Annotated in this window: 24 protein-coding genes; 12 read left to right on the top strand and 12 right to left on the bottom strand. The window is 39.4% G+C overall.

All coding sequences use genetic code 11. The features are described 5' to 3' along the window. Positions 1 to 37 precede the first annotated feature (37 nt). Genes B1C82_RS02685 through B1C82_RS02695 form a run of 3 tightly spaced genes read left to right on the top strand, consistent with a single transcriptional unit; the run spans position 38 to position 3,360 of the window. On the top strand, positions 38 to 808 hold the full coding sequence (locus B1C82_RS02685) for an ABC transporter permease (RefSeq protein WP_086446077.1): 771 nt from the start codon (positions 38 to 40) through the stop codon (positions 806 to 808). Continuing rightward, positions 805 to 2,007 (top strand): ABC transporter ATP-binding protein, encoded by a 1,203-nt coding sequence (locus B1C82_RS02690; RefSeq protein WP_086446078.1) that lies wholly within the window; start codon positions 805 to 807, stop codon positions 2,005 to 2,007. The genes B1C82_RS02685 and B1C82_RS02690 overlap by 4 nt, the downstream gene beginning before the upstream one ends. A 42-nt stretch (positions 2,008 to 2,049) precedes the next feature. Next, positions 2,050 to 3,360, top strand: a complete 1,311-nt coding sequence (locus B1C82_RS02695) for a UDP-glucose dehydrogenase family protein (protein WP_086446079.1) — start codon at positions 2,050 to 2,052, stop codon at positions 3,358 to 3,360. 1 nt (position 3,361) lies between these two features. On the opposite strand, the gene B1C82_RS02700 is transcribed toward B1C82_RS02695, so the two are convergent. Further along, the gene (locus B1C82_RS02700) at positions 3,362 to 4,183 is read right to left on the bottom strand and encodes a thioredoxin family protein (RefSeq protein WP_086446080.1); all 822 of its coding nucleotides are present in this window, start codon (positions 4,181 to 4,183) and stop codon (positions 3,362 to 3,364) included. Between the two features lie 120 nt (positions 4,184 to 4,303). Between B1C82_RS02700 and hisE the strand changes: the two genes are divergently transcribed. Continuing rightward, positions 4,304 to 4,582 (top strand): phosphoribosyl-ATP diphosphatase, encoded by a 279-nt coding sequence (gene hisE / locus B1C82_RS02705; RefSeq protein WP_008593771.1) that lies wholly within the window; start codon positions 4,304 to 4,306, stop codon positions 4,580 to 4,582. 8 nt (positions 4,583 to 4,590) lie between these two features. Here hisE and B1C82_RS02710 read toward each other — a convergent pair whose 3' ends face one another. From B1C82_RS02710 to B1C82_RS02735, 6 genes are read right to left on the bottom strand one after another with little or no spacing between them, the layout of a single operon-like run. Then, positions 4,591 to 4,998 carry a zinc ribbon domain-containing protein gene (locus B1C82_RS02710; RefSeq protein WP_086446081.1) on the bottom strand — a complete coding sequence of 136 codons (408 nt, stop codon included), beginning with the start codon at positions 4,996 to 4,998 and terminating at the stop codon, positions 4,591 to 4,593. Beyond that, positions 4,998 to 5,582 (bottom strand): cytochrome c-type biogenesis protein CcmH, encoded by a 585-nt coding sequence (locus B1C82_RS02715; protein ID WP_086446082.1) that lies wholly within the window; start codon positions 5,580 to 5,582, stop codon positions 4,998 to 5,000. The genes B1C82_RS02710 and B1C82_RS02715 overlap by 1 nt, the downstream gene beginning before the upstream one ends. Continuing rightward, positions 5,579 to 7,762, bottom strand: coding sequence for a heme lyase CcmF/NrfE family subunit (locus B1C82_RS02720; protein ID WP_086446083.1), 2,184 nt, complete (start codon positions 7,760 to 7,762; stop codon positions 5,579 to 5,581). Before B1C82_RS02720 ends, B1C82_RS02715 begins: the two co-directional genes overlap by 4 nt. After that, complete coding sequence (locus B1C82_RS02725; protein WP_086446084.1) at positions 7,759 to 8,157, bottom strand: cytochrome c maturation protein CcmE domain-containing protein; 399 nt, start codon at positions 8,155 to 8,157, stop codon at positions 7,759 to 7,761. The genes B1C82_RS02720 and B1C82_RS02725 overlap by 4 nt, the downstream gene beginning before the upstream one ends. Before the next feature lie 6 nt (positions 8,158 to 8,163). Beyond that, positions 8,164 to 8,988 (bottom strand): YdcF family protein, encoded by an 825-nt coding sequence (locus B1C82_RS02730; protein WP_086446085.1) that lies wholly within the window; start codon positions 8,986 to 8,988, stop codon positions 8,164 to 8,166. A gap of 2 nt (positions 8,989 to 8,990) precedes the next feature. Next, complete coding sequence (locus B1C82_RS02735) at positions 8,991 to 9,170, bottom strand: tautomerase family protein (protein WP_020771166.1); 180 nt, start codon at positions 9,168 to 9,170, stop codon at positions 8,991 to 8,993. A 155-nt stretch (positions 9,171 to 9,325) separates the two neighbouring features. On the opposite strand from B1C82_RS02735, the gene B1C82_RS02740 reads away from it, so the two are divergent. Then, complete coding sequence (locus tag B1C82_RS02740; protein WP_086446086.1) at positions 9,326 to 9,862, top strand: Mpo1 family 2-hydroxy fatty acid dioxygenase; 537 nt, start codon at positions 9,326 to 9,328, stop codon at positions 9,860 to 9,862. Between the two features lie 72 nt (positions 9,863 to 9,934). On the opposite strand, the gene B1C82_RS02745 is transcribed toward B1C82_RS02740, so the two are convergent. Together B1C82_RS02745 and B1C82_RS02750 are read right to left on the bottom strand one after the other, a co-directional pair. After that, complete coding sequence (locus B1C82_RS02745) at positions 9,935 to 10,717, bottom strand: helix-turn-helix transcriptional regulator (protein WP_086446087.1); 783 nt, start codon at positions 10,715 to 10,717, stop codon at positions 9,935 to 9,937. Positions 10,718 to 10,732: 15 nt separating this feature from the next. Continuing rightward, positions 10,733 to 11,560: an alpha/beta fold hydrolase gene (locus B1C82_RS02750; RefSeq protein WP_086446088.1), complete on the bottom strand. Its 828-nt coding sequence runs from the start codon at positions 11,558 to 11,560 to the stop codon at positions 10,733 to 10,735. A gap of 144 nt (positions 11,561 to 11,704) precedes the next feature. On the opposite strand from B1C82_RS02750, the gene B1C82_RS02755 reads away from it, so the two are divergent. The 4 genes from B1C82_RS02755 to B1C82_RS02770 all read left to right on the top strand — a co-directional run bounded on the left by B1C82_RS02755 (position 11,705) and on the right by B1C82_RS02770 (position 15,410). Next, positions 11,705 to 12,082: a DMT family transporter gene (locus B1C82_RS02755; protein WP_086446089.1), complete on the top strand. Its 378-nt coding sequence runs from the start codon at positions 11,705 to 11,707 to the stop codon at positions 12,080 to 12,082. 197 nt (positions 12,083 to 12,279) lie between these two features. Further along, the gene (locus tag B1C82_RS02760) at positions 12,280 to 13,143 is read left to right on the top strand and encodes a polysaccharide deacetylase family protein (RefSeq protein ID WP_086446090.1); all 864 of its coding nucleotides are present in this window, start codon (positions 12,280 to 12,282) and stop codon (positions 13,141 to 13,143) included. Positions 13,144 to 13,230: 87 nt separating this feature from the next. Then, complete coding sequence (locus B1C82_RS02765; RefSeq protein WP_086446091.1) at positions 13,231 to 14,403, top strand: CaiB/BaiF CoA transferase family protein; 1,173 nt, start codon at positions 13,231 to 13,233, stop codon at positions 14,401 to 14,403. Positions 14,404 to 14,468: 65 nt separating this feature from the next. Beyond that, positions 14,469 to 15,410: an MBL fold metallo-hydrolase gene (locus B1C82_RS02770; protein WP_086446092.1), complete on the top strand. Its 942-nt coding sequence runs from the start codon at positions 14,469 to 14,471 to the stop codon at positions 15,408 to 15,410. Here the strand turns inward: B1C82_RS02770 and B1C82_RS02775 are convergent. Both B1C82_RS02775 and B1C82_RS02780 read right to left on the bottom strand, forming a co-directional pair. Beyond that, positions 15,403 to 15,819, bottom strand: coding sequence for a hypothetical protein (locus tag B1C82_RS02775; protein WP_086446093.1), 417 nt, complete (start codon positions 15,817 to 15,819; stop codon positions 15,403 to 15,405). The two genes, B1C82_RS02770 and B1C82_RS02775, sit on opposite strands and share 8 nt — an antisense overlap. Further along, positions 15,816 to 16,211 carry a DUF1761 family protein gene (locus B1C82_RS02780; RefSeq protein ID WP_086446094.1) on the bottom strand — a complete coding sequence of 132 codons (396 nt, stop codon included), beginning with the start codon at positions 16,209 to 16,211 and terminating at the stop codon, positions 15,816 to 15,818. Before B1C82_RS02780 ends, B1C82_RS02775 begins: the two co-directional genes overlap by 4 nt. A 376-nt stretch (positions 16,212 to 16,587) precedes the next feature. Between B1C82_RS02780 and B1C82_RS02785 the strand changes: the two genes are divergently transcribed. From B1C82_RS02785 to B1C82_RS02795, 3 genes are all read left to right on the top strand, one after another. Next, positions 16,588 to 17,142: a TetR/AcrR family transcriptional regulator gene (locus tag B1C82_RS02785; RefSeq protein ID WP_086446095.1), complete on the top strand. Its 555-nt coding sequence runs from the start codon at positions 16,588 to 16,590 to the stop codon at positions 17,140 to 17,142. Next, positions 17,139 to 18,677 carry an FAD-dependent monooxygenase gene (locus B1C82_RS02790; RefSeq protein ID WP_086446096.1) on the top strand — a complete coding sequence of 513 codons (1,539 nt, stop codon included), beginning with the start codon at positions 17,139 to 17,141 and terminating at the stop codon, positions 18,675 to 18,677. The genes B1C82_RS02785 and B1C82_RS02790 overlap by 4 nt, the downstream gene beginning before the upstream one ends. A 193-nt stretch (positions 18,678 to 18,870) precedes the next feature. Beyond that, positions 18,871 to 20,034 (top strand): acyl-CoA dehydrogenase family protein, encoded by a 1,164-nt coding sequence (locus B1C82_RS02795; protein WP_086446097.1) that lies wholly within the window; start codon positions 18,871 to 18,873, stop codon positions 20,032 to 20,034. Between the two features lie 220 nt (positions 20,035 to 20,254). Here B1C82_RS02795 and B1C82_RS02800 read toward each other — a convergent pair whose 3' ends face one another. Continuing rightward, positions 20,255 to 20,905 (bottom strand): SH3 domain-containing protein, encoded by a 651-nt coding sequence (locus tag B1C82_RS02800; RefSeq protein ID WP_157894092.1) that lies wholly within the window; start codon positions 20,903 to 20,905, stop codon positions 20,255 to 20,257. Between the last annotated feature and the right edge of the window lie 42 nt (positions 20,906 to 20,947).

Here is a 20,947-nt window from a genome sequence, read left to right on the forward strand (position 1 = left end):
CTATTTCTCCTCTTAAATTCCAATCCTAGGTTTTAGAGTGACCTCTTTCGTTTTTTTGCGTAATCTCAGAATTTTATCGGTGCTTGTCAGAAGGGATTATGCATTGCAGTACGCTGGCTCCGCGTTGGGTCTGGCCTGGATGTTCCTACAAAACGTAAGTTTGATCTTAATTTATACGATCGTATTTTATTTCATTGGGCTCAGACCCCAAGGTGAAAACTCAATAGAATATTTTTCTAATGTACTTAGTGGACTTTTGTTCTGGATCCCTCTACAAGAATATCTGATTAGGGGCACAGGAATTCTCACTGATAACAGACAATTAATCAAAAGATCTCCTCTTGGTCCCGAAATTTTTCTTTGGATCCCTTTCGTGCAGTTTTTACTGCATTGGATTGTGACTTCTATTCCTATATTTATCTTTTTGGCTTGGGCAGGAAAGCTTGGGATTTGGAGTTTACCTCTTTCTTTTATTTCCATGTTTTGTACCGGATTATTTCTGGCCTGCCTCCAAAGTTATTTGGCTCGTGTGAATATTATTCTTAGGGATATTTCTCCTTTGGTTAGATTATTGACCCAGTTTTTGTTTTGGGGTTTGCCGATCCTTTACGAATCAAAAGGTATTTTAGGAAAATTGAATGTGTTTAATCCGTTCTTTTTTCCTTTAGAAGTTTTCAGATCTGCCTTGCTGGTAGGTTATTTACCTCAGGCTGGGTTTTTGGACTTTCTTCCTTTTCTTGGACTTTTTCTGGGGATCTTTCTATTAAGTCGTACTAAATTAAATCAGATAGTGTTGGATCACCTTTGATCAGGATAGAGAATATTTCTAAAACCTACCAGGGTTATAGTAAACCTTGGAACCGACTCTTGAGCGCGATCACCTTCGGTTATTTTGGCTTGGATGTAAAATACAAGGCACTAGATGGGATCTCTTTTTCGGCAGAAAAGGGAGAAGTAATCGGAATCATCGGTCGCAACGGAGCTGGAAAATCCACCTTACTTAAATTGCTTACTGGAGTTTCTAAAGAAGATTCCGGAAAATTAGAGAAGAAGGGAACTGTTCGTTCTATCTTAGAATTGGGCGTTGGTTTTAATCCGGAACTTTCTGGGGAAGAAAACTTATACTATAACGGTTTGGTCTGGGGATTAGACCCAGAAGAGCTGATTAAATCTTCTGAGGAAATTTTTAAGTTTTCCGGTTTGTCTGAATTTCGTAAAAGCCCTCTAAAGAATTATTCTTCCGGAATGACTATGAGATTGGGATTTGCTCTAGCTACTGCAAAACGTCCTGATATCTTGATCGTGGATGAGGCTTTGGCTGTGGGCGATGCAAGCTTTCAACAGAAAAGTTTAAACAGGTTCCGTAAGTTCTCGGAAGAAGGGACTCTTACTTTAATCGTTAGTCATGATCTAGAACTTTTAAAATCTGTATGTACTCGACTTCTTGTTTTAGAAAAAGGTAAATTGGTATTCGATGGAGATCCGATAGACGGTTTCAGAGAATACATGCAGATCATTGCATCATCGTCCTTGGATGGAAATACTAAGATCCAAGATAGGGATTCTTTAGTGGAATCTTTGGATGTAGAGATCCAATACGCGGGAAAGTCAAATCCTTCTATCCTGCCAGTAGGTGCAGAAGTTTTGTTAAGGGTAAGTGCATCGTTTCGCTCTCCTCTAGATGATCTAACCGTTGGATTCCATATTGATGATCATAGAGGGATTCGAGTTTTCGGAACGAATACATTCCACATAGGCGGTCGCCAAAAGAATCTGAAACCCAAGCAGACTGTTCAGGTTGATTTTCGTTTTCCATTAAATCTTTCTCCCGGTAAATATTCTTTAGGGATCGCATTACATTCAGGTGAAAGTCATGCAGAAGGTTCCTATCTTTGGAAGGATGGAGTTTTGCAATTCGAGCTGGAAAGATTGGATATTCCCAAATTTGAAGGCGCCGCTTGGATCCCGGTCCAGGTAGAGGCGAAAAAAGGGGATTTTTCGGGATAAATTCCTTCCCAGCCTTCTCTTTGAAAGGATTCTGGTTTTCGTATGAAAGTTTGCGTAATTGGAAGCGGCTATGTTGGCCTTGTGGCTGGAGCTTGCTTTGCGGAATATGGAAATCATGTGATCTGCGTGGATAAGGACTCTAAAAAAATAGAGGACTTGAAAAAAGGAATCATACCTATTTATGAACCTGGTCTGTCCGAATTGGTTTTGAGTAACCATAAGGAGAATCGACTGGGTTTCAGCACTTCCATCCAAGAAGGAGTAGAAGGCTCAGAAATCATTTTTATCGCTGTTGGAACTCCAACATCCGATGACGGATCCGCGGATCTAAGTGCGGTCTTCGCCGTCGCAGAACAGATCGGGAAATCAATTAACGGTTATAAAGTTATCGTAGATAAATCCACTGTTCCAGTAGGAACTGCGGCTAAAGTAAAAGAAATCATTTCTAAAAACACCAAACACGAATTCGACGTGGTATCCAATCCAGAGTTCCTGAAAGAAGGAGCCGCGATTGATGATTTCATGAAACCAGAAAGAGTTGTGATCGGTGCAGATAGTGAAAGAGCAGGAGAACTTGTTGCTCAACTTTACGCTCCATTCGTATTAAATGGAAACCCTATCATTAAAATGGGAACTGTTTCTGCGGAGTTAACTAAATACGCATGTAATGCATTTTTAGCTACTAAGATCTCATTTGCGAACGAGATTGCAAACTTATGCGAAACCGTTGGTGCAGATTACGAAGACGTAAGAAAAGGAATGGGAACCGATTCCAGGATCGGCCGTCAATTCTTGTATGCCGGTATCGGCTACGGTGGTTCTTGTTTCCCTAAAGACGTTCGTGCATTGATCCGCACTTCTGAGAATTTTTCTTCTTCTCTCCGTATCATTAGAGAAGTGGAGAGAGTGAACGAGGATCAAAAAGTTCGTTTGTACACTAAGATAGAGAACTTTTTTGGGAAAGGCCAAATCAAAGGAAAAACTCTGGCAGTTTGGGGACTGGCATTCAAGCCGGGCACAGACGATATGAGAGAGGCACCTTCTATTCCTTTATTATTAAAATTGCATGAAGAAGGAGCAAAGATCAAGGCTTTCGATCCTGTCTCTAAAGAAACTTCTGAATACTATTTCAAAGATAAGATAGAATATGCAAAAGATGCGTATGATGCATTAGAAGGTGCGGATGCTCTACTTCTACTTACAGAATGGAGAGAATTCAGAGAACCTGATTTTTCTAGAATTAAAAAATTAATGAAAGGTCATGTGATCTTTGACGGTAGAAACCAATATCGTCCGGATCATATGAAAAAAGAAGGATTCAAATACTTCTCCATCGGTAAACAATCCGTTTAAATCAAAGTCGATTCAATAAGTCCTGGATCTCTTTCTTTTCGTCCGGATCAGAACTGAGTTCCAGGGCTTTTTTTAGATCTTCTTTCGCTTCTGTTTTTTGGCCGAGAGAAGAATAAGCTCCTCCTCTATAATACAAAGCTGCTTTCGAATGTCCCGTCGGGAATTTGTCCAAATATAAAGAAAACGTTTTGATTGTTTTCTCCCAATTTTTTAATTCTGAAAAACTAAGTCCTAAATTGAATAATGCCTTATGTTTGTTCTCCGGCATTCTTGGGTCTTCAGATGCGAATGATTTATAAAAATAGTCGGCTGCCTTTTTATATTCTTTTGCTTCGAAATAATACTCTCCCACTTTTAAAAGAAGAAGATTATTATCCGGATCTTTTGTTAATTCTGCTAGAAGACTAACTTCTTTGTCCCTTTTTGAATATGCTGATCTTAAGGTTTTGATTACCATTTTGTGATCCGGCATTCCAGCGATCTTCTCTGTTAGGCTTCCATTTTTATCTAAAAATAGAAGTGTAGGGTAGCCTGTTACATCATACTTTTTCTTTAAGTTTGGAAATCTATCTCCGTCCAGCGAAAGAAGTACGAATTTAGATAATTCTGCCTTAACCTCTTTTTTAGGGTAAATTTCCTTTTTGAGAGTCTTACAGTAACCGCACCAATCCGCGTATACATCTATAAAGATGGGCTTCCCGTCCTTCTTCGCTTTATTAAAAGCTGTCTCAACGGAAGTCTCCCAAACCTCGGAGTGAACTTCGGATGTGAATACGAGGCAGATCAAGAGAAGGATGGATTGGATTTTTGAAAAGGGAAGCATTGGTCTCATCTCTTCGACCTTTTTTTCTCCGTTTCGTTTTTAAGGAAACGCAGAAATACGGAATTTTTTGTTTACCGTCAAGAATAGGTCCGGATATTCGAAGTATCTCCGGTGGTAATGATGGACTTCCTGCTTCAGTTAGAGCAAATCCTTAAAAAAAGAAAAGAAGAACTTCCCGAAAAATCCTATACTGCGGACCTCTTCCGAGGCGGCGTAGATCGTATCCTTAAGAAAGTAGGGGAAGAGGCAGGAGAAGTGATTATCGCGGCAAAAAACGCGGACAAAAAAGAACTCACTCACGAATCCGCGGATTTACTCTTTCATCTGCAGGTTCTTCTTGTGGAAAGAGGTCTTTCCCTTTCCGACATTGTAGAAGAACTTAAAAAAAGACATTCTTAATAATCAGTTCAGACTTGGAGTTTTGTCCCGCATTCAGGACAAAATTTCGCTCCGAAAATTTCTATCTTAAATCCACAGTTATGACAGAACTTTCCACCTAACTGTGGTTTTGCAGAAGTTCCCATTTTGGAAAGAGTTGCAGCCGCACCTTGACTGATCCTTTTATCCTGCTCTTCTAATTCTTTTACTAAACCAGAAGAGATGGATTTGAATTCAGTCTCGGTCAATTTTCCGGTATCGAATTCGATTTTCAGATCTTTCAGGTTATCCAGAAGAACGTCCCTTCTATCAAATAACTCGGAACTTTTGGGATCCGTTTCGTAAGGAATATGTTTGGCAAACATACTCACGTAAACGAAGGGTGCCCCTATGATGGCGACTAAAACTATATAAAAGAAAATTAATAAAAAATCCATTATTTCTGTTTCTCCTCAATTTCGGAGATGTATTTATCAAATGAGGAATGGTTTTCAGATTCTGTTGCGATTGCCGCTTTGGGAGCGGTTCTTCTTTTTAGATACAAATAGATCAGAAGTATTCCGAATGCTGCAGCAGCTGCGATACTAAAATCGATCCAGGAAGAATCTGGTTTCGCCAGAATATCAGGACCAAAACCCATGATGACTCCTTGAGCCATTCCCTGGTTTCCATTTTCTATAAACTTAGCAATTACAGGATCGGAAACCACGTCTTGACCGAACCCGTGGATCATTTTGTCTACGATCACATCAGCTGATTCTCCAGCTCTTATCCTGTTCTCTATGAACACTTTGAGTTTTGCGGAAACAGTACAATTATTGAAGGAACAACTTTTGATCGCAATAGAAGGGATACAAATACAGCGGATCCTTTCGGTTACATTATGGAATGTGCGAATATGCTCGGGATCAGTCAAATTTGTAAAAGTGGAATCTGCGTTTGCCGCACTGGCCCAAATGAAAAATCCAAAAAGTAGAATTAGAATTTTCTTATGTAGATCAGAAGAGACAAAAAACTTCATTTTTTATCTTCTCCTATTGGTAATAGGATCAGCAATCCGGATAAGAAGAACATCAAAGATCCTGCCCAGATAAATTTCACCATTGGGTTTACCCAGACTTCTAAATTTGCTACGATCTGGTTCGGGAATTTTAAGTATTTTCCTGCCTTGATCGCCGGATCTCTTGTAAAGAAGAAGTCCAAGAACATTCCAGGCAGATCCGGATTCTCGTCAGAAAGATCCGCATGTTCTATTGCTCCCAATTGTATATAAAGATCTTCTTTAGGAGTAGAAGAGATAGAAGGTTCACTTGTAGGGATATGTGTCTCGAAGTCCCCGCTCAAATGAGAGATTTGAGGGTAATATCTTCTCTCCGTCACCATAGTATCAAAACTTTTGAGTTGTTTTTTGACTTCGAAGGTAGCCTCGTGAGAAACGATTACGTTTCTATGGTTGACTCCGGACTCCGGGTCTCCGTTCACAATCGGTTTGATCTTAAGAGTGGTCGCACCTATAGTATAGTCACCTAAGATCGCAGTATCATCACTTGTATATATAAGCTCATTTGTTGGAGAAAATCTCAGGAAGTAGAAAAACTTAACTGAGGTGTTCTGCTTGAACGCGTTTCCAGCTAATCCAATAAATAAGATCACCATGGACAGGTGAACTAAATATCCGCCGTATCTTCTTTTGTTTTTAAGAAGCATTCTGAATCCAGCTTGAAGATAGTTCTCTCCGTGGATAGCGGCTCTTCTCGCCTTTATACCGTTATGATATTCTTGCGCGATACCTGCTATGGTAAAGATCCCAAGTCCTACTGTTAGGACACTGTAAACTTCTCCCAATACATCGCCTAAACTATAATCGCTGATGGAGAAATTGCTTCTGTAATACAGGATATAGATCCCTGCTCCAATAAATCCAGCGATCAAAGGTTTTAATAATGTGGTGAAAAATATCTGATCCGCACCTTTTCTCCAAGCGAGTAATGGCGCTGCTCCCATGAGTAGAATGAGTAGAATTCCTGCAGGAACTCCCCAAGAATTGAACCAAGGAGCCTTATACTCTACTCCCGATAATAAAGGAGAGAATACTCCCAAAAGAATAGAGAGTGTCGCGATCACCAAAAGAAAATTGTTTAGAAGAAAACTACCTTCTTTGGAAGTAATTGCTTCTAGGTTTCTTTCCGGTTTGAGTCTGTCTTTTCTATATATTAAAATTCCGAGATAGAATAGGAAACTTACTCCTATAAAAACTATAAATGGGGTTCCTATACTTGATTTGGAAAAAGAATGTGGTCCTTCTAAAACTCCGCTTCGAGTGATCCAGGTCCCGAGTAAACAAAAATGGAATGCTAAAATGATCAAAAGCATATTCCAAAATTTTAACATTCCTCTTCTTTCTTGGATGATCATGGAATGTAAGAATGCTGTAGACAGAAGCCAAGGCATCAAGCTTGCATTTTCTACTGGATCCCATGCCCAATAACCGCCCCAACCTAGTTCTTCATAAGCCCATTTTGATCCTAAAAGTATTCCGGTTCCCAAGAAGAACCAGGAGAAGATACTCCATCTTCTTACAAACCTAAACCAGTTCTCTGAAAGTTGCCCCGTGATCAATGCGGAAGAAGCAATTGCAAATGGGATCGCAAAACTCACATAACCAATATATAGAATCGGAGGGTGGATGATCATTGCCCAATGTTGTAAGAGTGGATTTAATCCTCTACCTGCGACTGCAGCTGGTTGGAATTCTCTGAAAGGTTGAGCATCCGGAAAGAAGATCGCTAAAAAAGAGAAGAAGCAGGTGATCACTGCTAAGGAAAGATGCATTACTGGGATTCTTTCGTTCAAAAGATCTTTTGTTTGCCAAAGAACAATGAAAGTAAATCCGGAGAGTAATAAATTCCAGAATAAGAGTGAACCAGAAGATCCAGACCAAACAGATGTCATCTTATAGAATAAAGGAAGATGTTCACTGGAATGCATCGCAACATAATAGTTGGATAGATCCGTTCTCATAAGTTGGACAACCAACACTATAAAAGCGAGTAGAACAACAGCAAAATTGGCCATCAAAGTATAACGGCCTAATTCTAAAGCTCTAGAATCGTTTTTAAAAATTCCGTAACTGGTTTGGATTATGGAAAATAATAATATGGAGAAGGAGGTGATGAGACAAACTGCGCCTAAATCATTCATTGTTCTTCTTCTTTATAACCGGCTTCGTATTTGGATGCACATTTTGCTTCTACCTTATCAGCGACTAGGACTCCGTTTTTCCAAACTCCGTCCACTCTGGCTCTAGCACCTTCTTTAAATGCGTCGGGTAATAATGTAGCTCCCGTAAAAAAAACAGGAACTTCTTTTTCGTTTAGTTGAAGGACAAACTTGGCAGTTTTTCCTTCCCGGATAAGAGAACCTAATTTTACGAATCCTCTTACTCTTAAGAGATCATCTGCTTCGTATTTTGTAGTATTCGCAGCTAAATCAGAAGCATCCAATAATGTGTAAGAAGTTTCTTTAGAGGAGAAGAATGCAATTGTTCCTAAGGAAAGTGCGATGATACTCGCAAGCACGGTAAATTTCACGTTCATTTGTGTTTAATTCCAGTCCTTAGACCAAGGATATCGGATACGGAGGGGAAGAAAAGTGGAAATACTCTCTCTAAACCTGTAAACGAATAGGCCTATTCTCTCTTTCCAGGCGATGCTTGTATTTTCCAGACTTTGGGAGGAAGGTATAAAATCGTCTATGGTCAGAATTTTGACCCTGGATCTATAGTCTGTTGGCCAAGGATGGATCTTGATTCCCGTGTTCGCAAATACCAAGAGAGATCTTTCCATATGAAATGCAGAAGTAATTAGGATCGCGGACTTCCATTTGTTTTTATGGAAAAGTTCTGCCGTTTTTTCTGCATTCTCCTTAGTGTTCCTGCTTTCATTCTCCAGAAAAACCGACTTACTTGGAACACCTAAAGATTGGAAAAATTGGAGTGCAAAGTCCGATTCCTTTCTAGTTTGGAAGAATAAGTTCCCGGAACCTCCGGTGAAAACAATACGAGGTGCCTTTCTTTTTTGAAATAATAGAACAGCGTCAGTCATTCGTTCTGCGGCAGAAGTCAACTGTACCTGTTGTTCATATAAAGCAAGGTTGTCAACAGCGCCCCCCAATACTAAAATTGCATCTGCATTCTCCAAAGTTTCCAAATGAACTGGAGGATGTTTTTCTTCCAATCCTCTGATGATCCATTGGGAAAAACTGTCCGTGGACGCTACCCAGATAATGAGAGTAGGAAGTAAAACCCAGAGCTTCTGTTTGAATTTCGGAAGTCGAAGACCGAAAAATACCAGCAAAAGTAGGCAAGCAGGTAAAGGGAATAAGAAGGCCCCCGCAAGTTTGGAGGCCGCAAAGAAGATCGTATCCATCTTTATTCTAGAAGTTTTCCACCTACCGCCCAATTTTCTCTGGAGACTTCATCGATTACGATATAGGTGGATTCAGGAGGTTTTGCGGCAACTTTCGTAAGAGTTTCGGTAAATTCTTTTGTTATCTGTTGTTTTTGCTCTTTTGTAAGTGGTCCGGCAACTTTGAGATTGATGTAAGGCATAAGTTCCTGGTGTAAATAGGTTTTTGAGGTGACTCAATGGTTTATTTCGAACGGGTATTATGCAACGGATTTTTTTCTAAAAATGGCAGGTTCGTTCAAGCCGGAATCATGGATTCGGGTATATACTGGACCTGAAATTGTGAGGAGTTTTATCCATGAAATTCGCTAAGGAAATGGCCTTCTATTCTGCGTACCACCAAGAAAAAAGAAACGTGTGGATTCACGTATTAGGAGTTCCTACCATCACCTTCACCTTATTTTTGGTGCTTAATAGATTAGAGTTAGTTAATGTTTTCGGTTATACAGTAACAGCTGCGACCGTATTCGGGATCGCTGTGCTTGCTTACTACTTCACCCTGGATTTTATTTTTGCAGCTGCAACTACTGTGGTCTTTGGATCTTTGATGTTCCTAGCTCAGTACATTACGCTGTCACTGACTGCCACAACTGCATGGAGTATCTTTGCTGTTGCTCAACTAATAGGTTGGGGAGCTCAATTCTACGGACATTTTATTTTTGAAAAAAGCCGTCCTGCTTTATTCGACAATTTATTCCAAGCAATAGTATCTGCTCCGATATTCGTAATTGCAGATGTATTCTTCGAATTGGGATATAGAAAAGATGTGCAAGAAGCAGTTCGTAAAGAATTAGCAGCACAAGGCAAACTCAAAAACTTCAGCACTGCTCATTAACATTCTCTCTTGCTTTTACGCAAACGCCCGCTATCAAGCGGGCGATTTTCTTTTTATAATATTAAGTAATTATTAAACGCAAAAATGGACAACTACGTTTGTGTTTGCACCTAAAAACTTAGAAGGTTGCACGCCAAACATTCTTTTAAAAGTCCTACTTAGATGCGCTTGATCTGCAAAACCGGCAGCATGAGAAGCCTCAGTTAGATTCCCACCTTCTTTCAAAAGTTTAGCAGCTTCATGAAGTCTTAGCCAAAGTTGGTATTGTCTTACAGGTAATCCCATCTGCAATTTGAAAACATGCATGAATCTTGTTTCTGAAAATCCCGCTTCCTTTGCGAGTTCTGGAACAGAGATAGAGCCTGGAAGAGCGGATTTCATTCGAAGAGTAGCTGATAGGATTCTGGGATCCAAAGAAACTCTGGAAGGTTTTTCCGTTCCAACACAAGCAAGTATATCTTCGAAAAGTTCCTTAGCAGCTTGGCAGTTTATATTTTCATGAAATAGGTTTTTGCATCTGGAAAGAACGGGTTCTAAGTTCTCAAAAGGGATCTCAGAGATTCCCTTTCTTCCGAACCTGGCAGCAACGGAAGCGTAATCGATACCATAAGGATCGATTTGTAAAACGATCATATCTGAATTTTCTGCAGAAAGAGTATGGTAAGTATTCGGAGCCAAAACTACCGCTTGGAATTCGAGTACATGGCCAGATTCTTCGATCACTTTGAATTTAGAGGTTAACGAGATTAGAATGGAAACTGCATAGTGAGAGTGGGGATCCGTGGTTAGTCCTTTTTGGGCCAAGAATACCCTGGCTCCGAAATAAAATAATGTTCCTATTTGAGATTCTTCCATTTCCCGAATACCGGATTATAATTTTTGAATGATTCTTTCCAGGGTTTTTTCAGGACGTTCGAATGGAAAAAAATGGGAAACATCATCCCATTGCTCCAAGCTTGAGTTTGGATTTCCTTTGATAATCTTTTTAGCAGCAGAAGGAGAACATACTTCGTATTTTCTGGGAATTGTAATATGAGTTTCTGTTTTGATCCTTCTATATTGCAGCAAACTTAAAAAACTGACTGAATTAAAAATTTTGGCCTCTAGTTCAGGAGGACAACATAAGACCCATTTATCTTCTTCTTTTTTGAAACAAGACTTTAAATAATCTTCAAATACCTTGTCGGACCAATTTGCAAATGTGGGAGTCTTTCTGAATGCTTTTTTGACAAACTCCAGATTTTTAAATTCTCTTCTTCTTTTTATAGCACCTTTTGCTAAAGGAGTATCGAAAGCTAAGGCTAGAAGAAGGTAAGCAAAATTTAATATCACAGGATCCATTGCAAAAATTTTCCGAAAGTGGTCCGGCCTTTTGTAGGAAGAAAGAAGGATGCTTGCTCCTCCCAAAGAATGTCCAATCCCCACAACATTTTTCAGATTTTCTGTTTCTATCAGTGCTAAAATTTGATCTCTAAAGAAAAACCAATCTTTCCATTCTAAGTTTGGTTCTGATTGACCATGACCACAAAAATCTAAAGCAAGAACTCTATGCGTTTCAGAAAGTTTTTGTATTAAATAAGAATAACAACCCGCAGAAAATCCATTAGCGTGAGCAATCAAGATTGGTTCCGAGGATTTATTTCCAGAATCTATATAAGATAGTTTGATCCCACGGAAGTTAAATGTTTTTCTATCCATTCAAGATTTGCCCTTGCTATTTCTTTCCCTTTGCTTTCGATGGACAGGAATTCGGAGTTTCGACCGATTCCCGAAAGAGGGATAATACACTCTTCCTAAGGGGAGATTACAAGAAAACAATAATCGAATTCTTGAGAGAGATAGATGAAATTTACGGTGATAATCATTTTCGTAGTCGCATTATTCTTCAATGCCTTAGCAAACATTTTGATTAAGGCAAGTTCTTTAGGAGATAAAACAAATACGGCTTCCGGAATCGAAGGATTGATTAAAGCATTTTTACATCCGGTTTTCTTTGCAGGACTTGCTTCTTTCGGGATCGCGTTATTGGGTTATAGATGGGTATTAGGTAACGGATTAAAATTATCGTTGGCTTATCCACTCTTCACATCTGCTGGATTTATTATAGTACTCGTAGCTTCCGCGATATTTTTTAAAGAAGAACTAAACTGGACTCAATGGACAGGAATAGGTTTGATACTCGCTGGAGTATGGTTGACCTCTGCAGAAATGTTTGTTTAAGCCATTAAGTTAAGAATTAATAAACCGAATAGAGTAGTGGTCTCGAATTCATTTTGTGACTGAGATCATTACTCCTGGAGTCTAACTACAAGAGGATAGTCGCTTCGCTCCTGAAGCCCGGGTAGCCGGACTATAAGCTAAAATTCAAACCGGTCCAAGCTTAAAGTTTTTTAACTTTATAGGATGGTATGAGTTTTATGAAAACCACCTTTCTAGTATCTTTAGTATTTCTAACCCATTGTTCCAGCTTCGGGACTTCTCCAAATATCCAAACAGATCCCCGTAATCCAATCGGATACTATGAAGGAGATCCGCTTCCTCCTAAAACTGCATTTCTAACATTCGATGACGGACCTTCCGACTGGACCTCAGATGTATTAGATGTGCTCAAAAAAGAGAATGTAAAAGCTACGTTCTTCGTATGCGGAGCTTGGTTGCCAAAGGCAAGCACAAGAGGAAATAGTTTCCGAAAATACAGAACAACACTCATCCGAATGAAAGAAGAAGGTCATACGATCGGAAATCACACGCTTGGTCATCAAAACTTCGCATATATGTCTCCGAAAAGAATCGAAAGACAATTGGACGAAAACCAAAAATTGTATGAGAATGAACTCGGAGAATATTCTGGAAAGTTAATATGGATTCGCCCCCCTTTCGGTTCTCCATATATAAAAACCAAGAATGCAACAATTAGAAAGAAAGTAAGTTCTGCCCTCCAAGGTAAAGGCCTTGTGTTCATGTGGACCAAAGAGTTCGATTCTACGGATTCCAAGGAATGGGTGAAAGGAGAATGGTATGAAAAGGGACCGAAGATCAACCCTGACGACGAGAAATTCAGAAGAAAGATGGATCGAATCTATAACTCACTCATATATAAAACGGAAGGGCAAGGAGTGGTGATCCTATTCCATGATACACATCCTACTACAAAAGAAGTCTTACCATTCGTAATAGAAAAATTGAAATCAGAAGGATATTCTTTTGCTACAGCGGAAGATTATACTAAATGGCGTTGGGGAAAAACTAGCGAAGTGTTAAGTGACGAAGCCTCAGATTGAACGGCGTTTTTTATAAACAAAAAACACTTTTCTTCCTACCTTCTGGATCTAAACAGGTCGGAAGTTTATTATCAGGAAATTATAAAAATGAACAAAGGTCCACTTTCAGGAGTTAAGGTAGTAGATTTAAGCTTATTGTTACCTGGTCCTTTATGCTCCATGTATTTGGGAGATATGGGAGCCGAGATCATCAAGATAGAAAATCCAAGAGCGATGGATGCAACCAGAGTAATGTTCAAAAAAGCAAATGGTGCTCCTTCTTTATATCTGATGTTAAATAGAAATAAAAAAGCGATCACACTCAATCTCAAGAGAGAAAAATCCAAAGAGATATTATTCAAACTATTAGAAGATGCTGATATACTATTGGAAGGATTTCGTCCTGACGGACTTTCCAAAATGGGACTTGGCTATGATGACCTAAAAGAAAAATTCCCGAGATTGATCTATTGTGGTATCTACGGTTATGGAGATTCAGGTGCATATAAAGATTTTGCAGGACATGACTTAAATTATCTTTCTCTATCGGGAGTATTGGACCAAACGGGAAAAAATCCCCAGGCTCCGGGATTCCAATTGGCGGATATCGGGGGTGGAACGTTAACTGCTCTTTCTTCTATTTTGGCAGCTTTGTACTATAGGGAAAAAACGGGACGTGGACAGAAAATCGCGATATCCATGATGGAGGCTTCTCTGCAATTTATTTCCCTATATGGAGGAATATATTCCGCAACAGGTCAAAATCCGGAAGGTGGAAATGAATTATTATCCGGAAAACTTCCTAATTATTCCACTTACAAAACAAAAGAGGGTCGTTGGGTTGCATTAGGTGCTCTGGAAGAAATGTTTTTTAAAACATTTTTAAGACAATCCGGTCTTGATACACATTTGGAAACAGTTCCGATTGCAGAGACACATTTTGCAGAATGGAAAAAGATCCTCACGGAATACTTCTCCTCTAAAACTCTTGCGGACTTAGAGCCTATATTCCAAAATCCTGATTCTTGTCTTACTCCTGTCAAAACTCTGGATGAGGTATCCAAAGACCCGGTATTAAAAGAGAAGGGAATGATCCTGGATCGCACCCACAAACAATATGGGGATTATATACAATTCGGTTCACCTTTTCCTTTTTCGGAAAGTAAAGTGACTTATAGAATGGATCCTCCTAATCATGGGGAGCATAACCAGGAAATCTTAAAATCTTTGGGTTATAGCGATTCAGAGATAGAAGAGTTGAAGAAAGATAAAGTAATTTAATTGAAAGATTATTTAGAATTCAGAATTCTTTTCGAATTATCTTAAAGGTATAAGGTCTATTCTTCGTGAAAATCCAACGAATCATTATTTTATTAGTCGCGATCGGAATTTTAACCAATTGTGCAGTTACTTCCAATCGCTCAGTCCTAGTGAATAAAGGAACTCCAGTCGATATCAAGGATATCAATCCTTCAGATAAAGGCCCGATTGTTTTTAAAAAGATTATCGCTGCGGACTGGGCAACGGAACGTGCTGGTCTGATCAATTTAAAGGATCAAAAAGCAATTACTGCAGGTTTGCAGTCCGGTCAGGAACCGATTCAAATTTATTTTTACGTAATAGATCATCCTAAATTTGGAAGATATGTGGTGGATACCGGGCTCGGGGACGTATTTCGTAAGGACACAAAAGAATGGCCTGTGTCCGGAATAGTTACTTCTCAGATGAATTTGGGAGCTTTGAAGATTCATACAACGATTAAAGAGTGGCTGCAAAAAGAACCAAAGAAAGTAGAAGGTATCTTTATTACTCATTTGCATTTAGATCATATTTTGGGTACTCAAGATTTTCCAATTGGGACTTCAGTTTATACTGGTCAGAACGAACCGGGGGATACTCGATTCCTTCATCTTTTTGTTCAAGGAAGTACGGACAAGATACTCGGACTAGATACTATTCTTTCTGAATTAAACTTCTTTAGAAAAGAAGCTGCTCCAATTAGATTTCTAGATTTTTTCGGAGACCAATCACTTTATGTAGTCTCGGTTCCTGGACATACGGAAGGTAGTATTGCATTTTTAATAAAATCTACTAACGGGGTTCAGCTGATTACTGGAGATACTTGTCATACAAGCTGGGGTTGGCTGAATAATGTAACTCCAGGAGATTTTACTAAGGATATTGAAAGGAATAAAGTGAGTCTAGACTTGCTACAATCCGTTGCGGCTAAATTCCCAAAAATTCAGGTCCATCCAGGGCATCAAAGTATTCCTGCTCCCACTAAATAGATTTTTTCGATATTTGAGAAGAGCGAGAAACGCATTGAGGTAAAACGAATCTCGCTTCAAAATAGGATAGCGCTACTAAATAAACACCTTCAAGTAATAGTAGCACTGTCCCGATGCTAGTGGCATCTTCCTTTAATCTCCATGCTTGTGCAAAACATTGCAAACCCCAAAATGAATTTGCTATAATTAGTATAAAAACAAATCCACGCTTAAGATTTCCTTTTTTGAAACGTAATAGAAGTGTTCCGGAATAAGAACCATAGATTAAATTTGCAAAACCTTCCATGCGAGTGAAACTTTCGGTCCAGCCGGTTAAGTTTGAGATGAAAGAAGAAAAAAGAAGGACGAATAGTCCTACGATTAACGCACCGGAAGAATCTAATGTGAGAAAGAATCGAGCTTGTTTCATTTATAAAATAGTAATAAAACGAACATCAAAACTTGGATTGTAATTAAGGAAGATATAGATTCAAAAATCCATAACTTCAGATGTTTACCCTTCCAAATCACATCGATAGAACTGGAAGTAAATATAAATCCGAACCATAAAATGAAAGCAATGGATTGACCATGAGCTTTATTTTGAAGGCTCATATATTGTAAGATCAATGAAATAGAAAACGCAGTAGCAACGAAAACGCAGAAATTCAAAAATATTCGGATCCCAAGATTTTTCTTTTCTTCTTGTGAAGGCAAATTTAGAAATTTGGAAAGGCCGAAATAAAGAGGACCACTGAAAAGAAAAGCGCAGATAAATCCAGCAACTCCTGCAATAATCGGCGCTACGATACTTTGTATCATGAAGTTTCTCCTGATGAAACCGACTTAGACAAATATTTATTCATCTATACGGGTGGAAGTAAAGGAATTTCTTAATCTAAATTCCGTTGTAAGAATTCCAACAAACAGAGTGGCATACCCTTTTGCAACAAACCTCCCTCCTGCGACAGCGATGCGCAGGGTTTAGTCTCGAAGAGACCGAAGCGTTAGCGTAGCCCGTAGCAGCGCGGTCTGAGCGTGAGCGAAGAGTCGCCCAATATCCCTTGAAGGCCTAATTTCGTGTCATTTCACATTCTTGCACTTAATATAAAAATGTAGTTACTACAAAATTATACTTGATATTGTTTTATGATCACTCACGCTCAATACAGATATAGATCAGAGGAAAGGTTCAATAATGGGATTACGTGAAACTAAGAAGGCTAAAACTCGAAAAATTATCTCAGATATTGCTCGTGATCTATTCATAGAAAAGGGGTATGACGCTGTTACAATTGTTGAAATAGCCGAAAAAGCGGAAGTTGCTGTTACTACACTTTTTAATTATTTCCCGACTAAAGAGTCGCTCATTTTCGATCTTGAAGATGAGATCGATGCAGATATCTTGAAGGCCATTAAAGAGAGAAAAAAGGGTCAATCCATTCTGGATGCTCTCTACCAGTATTTTTTTTCGAGCAAGTTATTCAATCCACCTGATAAAAAGATTTTCTCAGGATTCGGAAAGCTGATCAGGTCTTCGCCTGAACTTACTTCCTATTTACGCGGGTTATGGGCTCGTTACGAAAATTCTTTGGCTAAAGAAATCCAAAACGATTCTGGTGTGAGTAAAATAGAAGCGGAATGTGTCGCAAAGTTGATCTTGGAGGGGGTAAGTTTTGCGTGTAATTCAACTTCTCCTAAAGATGTATTAAATCTTACTTTTAAAGTTTTGAAGAATGGGTGGAATAAATGAAAGAAAACCAACCGACTTATGATGTTATTATTTCTGGAGCAGGCCCAGTAGGACTTTTTTTAGCCAGCGAACTTGCTTTATCTAAATGTAAAATTCTTATATTAGAAAAATATGAAAATCCTCAGTCTCCATTCAAGCGACTTCCTTTTGGTGTACGTGGACTCTCTGCTCCCAGCATTGAAGCTCTTTATCGCAGAGGATTATTAGAAGAACTTGAAATACATAAACGTCTTAAAAATCCTCATGCAAATTCGATTCAAGAAGGGCCTCGTCGTCAGGTAGGCCATTTCGCAGGCATTCCATTCTTGGAAGGTAATATTGATACTTCGCAATGGAAACATCGTTTAGAAAGTTCTACAGTGACTAATTTGATCTCTGAAATGGAGGAGATGGAAACCATTCTGACTCGTCGTGCAGAATATTTAGGAGTGGAGATTAAAAGAGGGTGTGCATTAACTTCTTTTAATCAAACGGATGATGGGGTAATAGTTCAATCTGGTGATCAATCTTTTCAAGGGCAATGGCTTGTGGGTTGTGATGGTGCTCGTAGTGTAGTTCGTAAATCTGGAGGTTTCGAATTTGCAGGTACCGAACCTGAATTTACAGGTTATTCTACTAAGGTTGATCTTGCTGATCCGGAAAAGTTAAGTCCGGGGCGGAATCTAACTGAAAGAGGAATGTACTTACAATCTCAACCTGGATTCATCGTAATTCAGGATTTTGATGGTGGAGAATTTCATAATTCAGAGAAGCCAGTCACTTTAGAACATGTGCAGTCAGTTCTACGCCGCATCTCGAATACAGATATTACTATCAATGCTCTTCATTATGCAACCACTTGGACTGATCGTGCAAGGCAAGCAACGAACTATCGAAACGGAAGGATTCTTTTAGCTGGAGATGCAGCACATATTCATTCTCCTTTGGGAGGGCAAGGTCTAAATCTTGGATTGGGTGATGCTATGAACCTAGGATGGAAGCTTGCTGCAACTATTCATAAAAAGGCGCCTGAAGGGTTATTGGATAGTTATTATATGGAGAGACATCCAATTGGGGCCCAGGTTCTAGATTGGTCCCGAGCTCAGGTGATGATCATGAAACCTAGTCCAGAGGCTCGTGCGTTGAACTCAATTATTCGAGATCTTATGGAGACTCGTGATACTTCTACCTATATGGCCTCAAGAGTATGGGGAATTTTTACTCATTATAATTTAGGTAAAGCTCATCCATTAGTAGGTTATAGTGTTCCGAACTTTGAGTTTGAGGATGGCAGAAGGATCGGTGAACTTATGCAAGATGGCCAAGGGATACTTCTTGATTTTGGGGGTAAACCTTCTCTTAAAACCTTGGCAGACGAATACAAAGATCAAGTGAAGTATGTTACAGGCAGAGCAAAAGAGCAGCTAGGTTTGAACACTTTATTAGTACGTCCGGACGGAATTATCGCTTGGGCTACGGATGACGAACCCGATGAACAATCTATCAGAAAAGCAGCCTCTCTTTGGTTTACTCAATTTATTTCCTGGACTTTGTGAATTAGAAATCGCAACAGAACGAACGTTCTGTTTTTTATATGCTTTAGGATTGCCAAAATCTAGGAAAATAACGAGATTTCCAGGAATTCTGTCCCATTAGGGCTAAAATGAACGTTTAATCAGCCATGTTTTTCTTGATCGAATCGACTATGGCGAAAAATTAGGACTAGAAACTCTCGCAAGAAGGGAAAAAATGTATCAGGAACTGACTGAGCAGCAGATCGAGATCAGGGACACGATTCGTGCTTTCGTTAAAAAAGAAATCACGCATGAAGTTGCTATCCACTGGGACGAAGAAAACAAACATCCAGAAGAACTTATCAATAGAATGAGAACTGAGTTAGGAGTCAACGGACTCACTATCCCCGAAGAATACGGCGGATGGGGTCTTGGTTCCGTAGAGCAGTGTTTAGTTACCGAAGAACTTTCTAGAGGATGTCTCGGTATCAGCCTTTGTTTCGGATATACCGGTCTTGGTATCCTTCCGATCATGAAAGGTGCAAGCCACGAACAAAAGAAAAAATGGCTACAACCAGTTATCGACGGAGAATACGGAGTTTCTTTCTGTCTTTCCGAGCCTGGCGCAGGTTCAGACGTTCCTGGTATGAGCACTACTGCAGTTAAAAAAGGTGACAAATGGGTCATCAACGGAACCAAACAATGGATCACCGGCGGTGGTAGCGCAGGAGCTTATACAGTTTTTGCTTATACTGACAAAGGCCGTGGAACTCGTGGAGTTTCCTGCTTTTATGTTAAACGCGACACTCCAGGTCTGATCGTTGGTAAAAAAGAAGATAAACTTGGTATTCGTGCATCTGACACTCGCCAAATCATCTTCGAAGACTGTGCAGTTGAAGAAGTGAACATGATCGGGAAAGAAAACCTTGGATTCATTTACGCTCTTCAAACTTTGAACGCTTCTCGTCCATACGTTGCTGCTATGGGAGTAGGTGTTGCTCAAGCTGCTTTAGATCACGCATCTAAATACGCTCGTCAAAGAGAGCAATTCGGTTCTAAAATCTCCAGCTTCCAAGCTGTTCAACACATGCTTGCTGATATGTCTATCGGTGTAGAAACTGCACGTCAGATCTGCTACCTTTCTGCTCGTATGTCTGATGCTGAGGATCCTCGTCTTCCGAAATATTCCGCTATCGCTAAAGCTTATTGCTCTGAAACTGCAATGAAAGCAGCTACTGACGCGGTTCAAATTTTCGGTGGATACGGTTACACTAAAGAGTATCCTGTTGAAAAACTGATGAGAGACGCGAAAATCCTTTGTATCTTCGAAGGAACTACTCAAATTCAGAAAAACGAGATCGCAGCTTATGTGATCCGTGAAGCAGCTTCCGCAAAATAAGAATTTTCTAATATTGCAAAGCCTGGAGAAGGCGTCGGTTTCCCCGGCGCCTTTTTTATTTTCTGGGCGGCTCCCTCTCTTCGTTCGGGCCGCGCTGCTTCAATTTCGCTAGCGCTCATCCGGGCAAGCCCGGACTAAAGATCTACGCATCGCTGCCGCGAGAAAGTGTGATGATTCCCGGTTTGTAATTAGGATTAATAATTTGTCGTTCTAATTGAAATTAACAGGAAAAGGCATCTACGCGTATGAGTTTCCACTTTCCTTCGATGAATTTGAAATGCCATTTATAAGTAGATGATCCTCCTGAATCGATAATCACTATCGCAGTCATATCCTGCAATTTAAACTTATCCGGAAAAAAATCGCTATTGCTCCCTCCATCCGAAGCTATTATATCATTATTTGTTAATTTACCGGACTTACTATTTTTTCTAGAGCAATCAATCTCTTTACCCTCTTCTGAACTTGGGTAGCAGTATTCGAGAAAGAAATCATCACTCAAATTTTCGATCTTCTTTTGTCGATTATTGTAAACGGAACTATAAAATCTTTTGAAGAATACGTGAAATTTTTCCTCATCCTTTCCGTAAGTAACAAACGCGTCGAACATATATCCTTTAACGGAATCATCCGTTACGACTTCAATCCATCTTCCTAAATAGATATCTTCAAACATGTACTCAGATTTATAGGAAATAAATTTGATCTTTTGTCCTGTGTTCAAGGATTTGATAACCTTGCCAGATGAGGATGGCTCGGATCTAAGCCGAACATTTGTCCCAGAAATTAGACCCTCACTCGGATCAGAATATAAGGAGATATTTATAATGAGAAAAATACTTATTAAAGATATTTTCAAAATCTGGTTCATTGATTTATTCCTAAATTGCATATAACTCTTTCTTTTATTGTA

It is taken from the genome of Leptospira venezuelensis, assembly GCF_002150035.1.
Lineage (GTDB): Bacteria > Spirochaetota > Leptospiria > Leptospirales > Leptospiraceae > Leptospira_B > Leptospira_B venezuelensis.

Coding starts and splice junctions, on each gene's coding strand:
- B1C82_RS02695 (WP_086446079.1), top strand. CDS start 2,050: ATGAAAGTTTGCGTAATTGGAAGCGGCTATGTTGGCCTTGTGGCTGGA.
- B1C82_RS02700 (WP_086446080.1), bottom strand. CDS start 4,183: ATGCTTCCCTTTTCAAAAATCCAATCCATCCTTCTCTTGATCTGCCTC.
- hisE (WP_008593771.1), top strand. CDS start 4,304: ATGGACTTCCTGCTTCAGTTAGAGCAAATCCTTAAAAAAAGAAAAGAA.
- B1C82_RS02710 (WP_086446081.1), bottom strand. CDS start 4,998: ATGGATTTTTTATTAATTTTCTTTTATATAGTTTTAGTCGCCATCATA.
- B1C82_RS02715 (WP_086446082.1), bottom strand. CDS start 5,582: ATGAAGTTTTTTGTCTCTTCTGATCTACATAAGAAAATTCTAATTCTA.
- B1C82_RS02720 (WP_086446083.1), bottom strand. CDS start 7,762: ATGAATGATTTAGGCGCAGTTTGTCTCATCACCTCCTTCTCCATATTA.
- B1C82_RS02725 (WP_086446084.1), bottom strand. CDS start 8,157: ATGAACGTGAAATTTACCGTGCTTGCGAGTATCATCGCACTTTCCTTA.
- B1C82_RS02730 (WP_086446085.1), bottom strand. CDS start 8,988: ATGGATACGATCTTCTTTGCGGCCTCCAAACTTGCGGGGGCCTTCTTA.
- B1C82_RS02735 (WP_020771166.1), bottom strand. CDS start 9,170: ATGCCTTACATCAATCTCAAAGTTGCCGGACCACTTACAAAAGAGCAA.
- B1C82_RS02740 (WP_086446086.1), top strand. CDS start 9,326: ATGAAATTCGCTAAGGAAATGGCCTTCTATTCTGCGTACCACCAAGAA.
- B1C82_RS02745 (WP_086446087.1), bottom strand. CDS start 10,717: ATGGAAGAATCTCAAATAGGAACATTATTTTATTTCGGAGCCAGGGTA.
- B1C82_RS02750 (WP_086446088.1), bottom strand. CDS start 11,560: ATGGATAGAAAAACATTTAACTTCCGTGGGATCAAACTATCTTATATA.
- B1C82_RS02755 (WP_086446089.1), top strand. CDS start 11,705: ATGAAATTTACGGTGATAATCATTTTCGTAGTCGCATTATTCTTCAAT.
- B1C82_RS02760 (WP_086446090.1), top strand. CDS start 12,280: ATGAAAACCACCTTTCTAGTATCTTTAGTATTTCTAACCCATTGTTCC.
- B1C82_RS02765 (WP_086446091.1), top strand. CDS start 13,231: ATGAACAAAGGTCCACTTTCAGGAGTTAAGGTAGTAGATTTAAGCTTA.
- B1C82_RS02775 (WP_086446093.1), bottom strand. CDS start 15,819: ATGAAACAAGCTCGATTCTTTCTCACATTAGATTCTTCCGGTGCGTTA.
- B1C82_RS02780 (WP_086446094.1), bottom strand. CDS start 16,211: ATGATACAAAGTATCGTAGCGCCGATTATTGCAGGAGTTGCTGGATTT.
- B1C82_RS02785 (WP_086446095.1), top strand. CDS start 16,588: ATGGGATTACGTGAAACTAAGAAGGCTAAAACTCGAAAAATTATCTCA.
- B1C82_RS02790 (WP_086446096.1), top strand. CDS start 17,139: ATGAAAGAAAACCAACCGACTTATGATGTTATTATTTCTGGAGCAGGC.
- B1C82_RS02795 (WP_086446097.1), top strand. CDS start 18,871: ATGTATCAGGAACTGACTGAGCAGCAGATCGAGATCAGGGACACGATT.
- B1C82_RS02800 (WP_157894092.1), bottom strand. CDS start 20,905: ATGAACCAGATTTTGAAAATATCTTTAATAAGTATTTTTCTCATTATA.